The organism is Lentiprolixibacter sp., from assembly GCF_982873095.1.
This window is the reverse complement of the sequence record NZ_CEYNTP010000270.1, coordinates 1-3,429: the sequence shown is the minus strand read 5'-3', so window position 1 is coordinate 3,429 and position 3,429 is coordinate 1. Positions and strand designations below refer to the sequence as shown.

At 49.6% G+C, this 3,429-nt stretch carries 3 protein-coding genes; 2 read left to right on the top strand and 1 reads right to left on the bottom strand.

All coding sequences use genetic code 11. The features are described from left to right. Nucleotides 1-989 (bottom strand): OB-fold nucleic acid binding domain-containing protein (locus tag AC4E7D_RS12975; protein WP_490174214.1); only part of this gene is annotated, 989 nt, incomplete at its 3' end. Nucleotides 990-1,055: 66 nt separating this feature from the next. Here AC4E7D_RS12975 and AC4E7D_RS12970 point away from each other — a divergent pair. Continuing rightward, nucleotides 1,056-3,158 carry a M1 family metallopeptidase gene (locus AC4E7D_RS12970; RefSeq protein ID WP_490174213.1) on the top strand — a complete coding sequence of 701 codons (2,103 nt, stop codon included), beginning with the start codon at nucleotides 1,056-1,058 and terminating at the stop codon, nucleotides 3,156-3,158. Further along, nucleotides 3,155-3,429: patatin-like phospholipase family protein (locus AC4E7D_RS12965; protein ID WP_490174212.1), on the top strand; the 275-nt coding region annotated here is incomplete at its 3' end. The genes AC4E7D_RS12970 and AC4E7D_RS12965, both read left to right, overlap by 4 nt.

Genomic DNA, 3,429 nt, shown 5'->3' with positions numbered 1-3,429 from the left:
AGGATTTCTGTGGGGGCCATGATACAGGCCTGGAAGCCGTTATCGATAGCTAACAACATGGACATCAGGGCTACGATCGTCTTACCTGAGCCCACATCGCCCTGCAATAAACGGTTCATCTGGGCCTGGCTGCCAAGGTCGGCCCGGATCTCCTTGAGGACGCGTTTCTGTGCTTTAGTGAGTTCGAAGGGTAAATAATGGGCAAAGAAGCGATTGAATTGTTCCCCCACCTGGGAAAAAGGATACCCTTTGATCTTGCGTTTTCTGCTGATCTTTTTTAGCAGGAGCTGCAGTTGTACGTATAACAACTCCTCGAACTTCAACCGGAATTGTGCCTTTGCCAGTTTTTCCTGGTTTTGCGGGAAATGGATGTTGCGCAATGCCTCTGTTTTCGTCAGCAGTTTCAGCTCATCCCTGAGATAGTCCGGCAAGGTTTCTGCAAATCCCGACGGGTATTCCGAGATTAATTGCTGCATACATTTGCTGATCACCCGGTTGGTGACCCCTTTGGCTGAAAGCTTTTCTGTAGAGGGATAAATGGGTTGCATGGCTATGCGCAGCCCTTTATTGTGTTCTTCCAGCAGTTCCATTTCCGGGTGGGGCATAGAAAACTTGCCACCAAACCAGTTGGTCCGACCAAAGATCACATAGGGTGTGTTGAGTTGCAGCTGTTCCCGGATCCATTTCTGGCTGCGGAACCAGACGAGTTCCATTTCCCCGGTATCGTCCACAAAGGTAGCCACCAGTCGGCTCCCCCTTTTTTGGGCCACACTTTGGATATTCACAATTTTTCCCACTAACTGAACCTCGGCCGATGTCCGTTGCAGTTCATTGATCTTGTAGTAGCGGGTTTTGTCTATATAGCGGTTGGGGAACAAGTGGAGCAGGTCCTGATAGGTCTGTATACCCAGTTCACTATTCAGGACCTCAGCCCGGTTGGGGCCCACCCCTTTGAGGTAGGTGATGGGAGCTAGGAGGGAAGTGCTCATGACAAAACGAAAATACTAGTTCCCTGAGTGAACTGCAATCTTCCAAAACACTAAATTTGAATAACGATGCACGCTTTTGGGAAAAACTTTTTGATTACAGTTGTGGTCTTTATTGCCTGGCACACGACAATGGGCCAGCCCATCTGGCCCTACGATTACACCAAGGCCTCCATTGCCCTGGAAATCGATCCCTATCAGGAAACCCTGCAGGGAAAGGTGCGCTACAGCTTTAAAGCTACTAAGCAGATAGATTCCCTCTACCTGGATGCCCGTGGGATGACATTTGATGATGTCCAATTAAATGGCCGTAGCGTACAATTCAACAATGATGGCAGGCGATTGGTGGTATGGAAGGCCCTGCGGCCGGGAAAGAAATACCGGTTGGAGCTGCACTACAAGGCACAACCCAAACAGGCGGTGTACTTCCTGGGCTGGACCGATACCATTCCCGGAAATGAACAGATCTGGACACAGGGCCAGGGCAAATACAGCAGCCATTGGGTCCCAAGTCCGGACCTGATGGAGGAAAAGGTAACTTTTAGTACCACCATAGCCATGGATACACTTTATGAGGTGGTAGCCAACGGAAAACTTACAAAGAACAAAACGGTAAAAGGCAGGGGCATATGGAGCTACAAGATGAACGCCACCATGAGCAGTTATTTGCTGGCTTTTGCTGTAGGGGATTACGAGGTGAAACGTATAGAAAGTGCATCGGGCATTCCAATCTTTTTGTACACCTATCCACAGGATAAATCGAAATGGGAGCCTACCTACCGCTACACCCGGGAGATCTTTGATTATCTGGAGGCCGAGATCGGCATTCCCTATCCCTGGCAAAACTATAAGCAGGTCCCAGTGCGTGATTTTCTCTATGCGGGGATGGAAAATACAGGAACTACTTTCTTCTCGGATGGGTACGTGGTGGACTCGACGGCTTTCTCGGATCTTAACTACGTAAACGTAAACGCCCACGAACTGGCCCATCAGTGGTTTGGGAACCTGGTGACCGAAACCGATGCCGCGCAACACTGGCTGCACGAAGGGCTTGCCACATACTACGCCTACATGGCCGAAAGGGAACTTTTCGGGGAGGAGCACTTCTACTGGAAGCTCTATGATACGGCCAGCCAATTAAAAGCACAGGATGAAGTAGGCGAGGGGGAGGCACTGGATGACCCCGGGGCAAGTAGCTTGACCTTTTATGAAAAAGGCGCCTGGGCGGCACTGATGCTCAGGGAAACCATAGGAGATTATGCCTGGCGCAGGGGGATCAGGGAGTTCCTCAACCGTTACGCTTTCCAAAACGCCACCCTTTCCGATTTTTTTACGGTTATGGAGGCTTCCTGTGGTTGTTCCCTGGAGGAATTCAGGGCCCAATGGTTTAAGGCCAATTCCTTCCCCTATCAGGAAGGCCTGGAGTTTCTAAAGAGAAGTAGTAAGCAAATCGGCTTCTACCAAAAGCTACAGCAGGAATTAATTACGAGTACTTCCTCGAATGAAGAAATCCTTGAAGGGTACTGGTCGGGCATCAGTTCAACCGAACTTAAAAGAAGGATCATCCTGCAGTACGGAAAAACCCTATCAGCAGGTTTCCTGGAAAAGGTTGCCGGGGAAGGCCATCCCCGGGTAAGGCAAGCAGTGGCATTGAGTTTGCCCACAGCAACCCCGGAAACCAGGGAATTGTTTGAATCCCTGCTGGGCGACCCCAGTTACCTTACAAAAGAGAATGCCCTATACAAGTTATGGGTAAGTTTTCCGGAAGAAAGAAAACACTACCTGGAGCTGACCCGAGGAGAAATGGGACTTCCCAATAAAAGCCTCAGGATGACCTGGCTGTTGTTGGCCAGGCTTACCCAGGATTTTGAAAATGGTGCCAACCGGGCAGCCTATGAACAAGAATTAAGGGGGTATACGGCGCCGCATCATGGGTTTGAAATAAGACAGAATGCCTTTGCCATCATCCAGAGTGTACTGGGGGTAGATGACCGCTATTTGGCGGATCTCGGCCAGGCCTGTACGCACCATGCATGGCAGTTCAGGAAATTTGCCCGAAATTTAATGAAGGAACTCCTCAAAAGGCCGGTGGTAAAAGAACGACTCATACAGTTAAAGGAGCAATTGGGAAAAGAGGAACAGGCGTATCTGAAAAGTATATTGAAATCATGAGGGCATTGGTAATTTCGGGGGGTGGCAGCAAAGGGGCTTTCGCAGGAGGCGTTGCCCAATACCTGATGGAAGGGCTCGGTTATTCTTACGATATGTTTTTGGGAACTTCCACGGGAAGCCTGCTTATTTCGCACCTTGCACTGCAGGAGATCGACAAGATCAAAAACGTATATACCTCGGTTACCCAGGACCACATTTTCAGCAACTGTCCCTTCACTATCCAAAACAAATACGGGGTAGCGAATATCGCCATCAACCACTGGAACGTATT